The sequence below is a fragment of the Halomonas citrativorans genome, assembly GCF_900163645.1.
Classification (GTDB): domain Bacteria; phylum Pseudomonadota; class Gammaproteobacteria; order Pseudomonadales; family Halomonadaceae; genus Vreelandella; species Vreelandella citrativorans.
On sequence record NZ_FUKM01000029.1, the window covers coordinates 1 to 1,619 of the forward strand.

Here is a 1,619-nt window from a genome sequence, read left to right on the forward strand (position 1 = left end):
CTTTCGAGTGACAAGTAAGAATCACACTGATTTTAAACTGAAGAGTTTGATCATGGCTCAGATTGAACGCTGGCGGCAGGCTTAACACATGCAAGTCGAGCGGTAACAGGGGAAGCTTGCTTCCCGCTGACGAGCGGCGGACGGGTGAGTAATGCATAGGAATCTGCCCGGTAGTGGGGGATAACCTGGGGAAACTCAGGCTAATACCGCATACGTCCTACGGGAGAAAGGGGGCTTCGGCTCCCGCTATTGGATGAGCCTATGTCGGATTAGCTGGTTGGTGAGGTAATGGCTCACCAAGGCAACGATCCGTAGCTGGTCTGAGAGGATGATCAGCCACATCGGGACTGAGACACGGCCCGAACTCCTACGGGAGGCAGCAGTGGGGAATATTGGACAATGGGCGCAAGCCTGATCCAGCCATGCCGCGTGTGTGAAGAAGGCCTTCGGGTTGTAAAGCACTTTCAGCGAGGAAGAACGCCTGGTGGTTAATACCCATCAGGAAAGACATCACTCGCAGAAGAAGCACCGGCTAACTCCGTGCCAGCAGCCGCGGTAATACGGAGGGTGCAAGCGTTAATCGGAATTACTGGGCGTAAAGCGCGCGTAGGTGGCTTGATAAGCCGGTTGTGAAAGCCCCGGGCTCAACCTGGGAACGGCATCCGGAACTGTCAGGCTAGAGTGCAGGAGAGGAAGGTAGAATTCCCGGTGTAGCGGTGAAATGCGTAGAGATCGGGAGGAATACCAGTGGCGAAGGCGGCCTTCTGGACTGACACTGACACTGAGGTGCGAAAGCGTGGGTAGCAAACAGGATTAGATACCCTGGTAGTCCACGCCGTAAACGATGTCGACCAGCCGTTGGGTGCCTAGCGCACTTTGTGGCGAAGTTAACGCGATAAGTCGACCGCCTGGGGAGTACGGCCGCAAGGTTAAAACTCAAATGAATTGACGGGGGCCCGCACAAGCGGTGGAGCATGTGGTTTAATTCGATGCAACGCGAAGAACCTTACCTACCCTTGACATCTACAGAAGCCGGGAGAGATCCTGGTGTGCCTTCGGGAACTGTAAGACAGGTGCTGCATGGCTGTCGTCAGCTCGTGTTGTGAAATGTTGGGTTAAGTCCCGTAACGAGCGCAACCCTTGTCCTTATTTGCCAGCACATAATGGTGGGAACTCTAAGGAGACTGCCGGTGACAAACCGGAGGAAGGTGGGGACGACGTCAAGTCATCATGGCCCTTACGGGTAGGGCTACACACGTGCTACAATGGCCGGTACAAAGGGTTGCCAACTCGCGAGAGTGCGCCAATCCCGGAAAGCCGGTCTCAGTCCGGATCGGAGTCTGCAACTCGACTCCGTGAAGTCGGAATCGCTAGTAATCGTGAATCAGAATGTCACGGTGAATACGTTCCCGGGCCTTGTACACACCGCCCGTCACACCATGGGAGTGGACTGCACCAGAAGTGGTTAGCCTAACGCAAGAGGGCGATCACCACGGTGTGGTTCATGACTGGGGTGAAGTCGTAACAAGGTAGCCGTAGGGGAACCTGCGGCTGGATCACCTCCTTAAACGATGCGTCATCCCTCGCGGTAAACGTCCACAATGAATTACCTGATCAGA

General features: G+C 55.1%; 1 rRNA gene. It reads left to right on the forward strand.

Annotated features, from left to right (window positions below):
* The first annotated feature begins 34 nt into the window (after positions 1 to 34).
* Positions 35 to 1,567 (forward strand): 16S ribosomal RNA (locus CZ787_RS07220).
* Positions 1,568 to 1,619 lie beyond the last annotated feature (52 nt).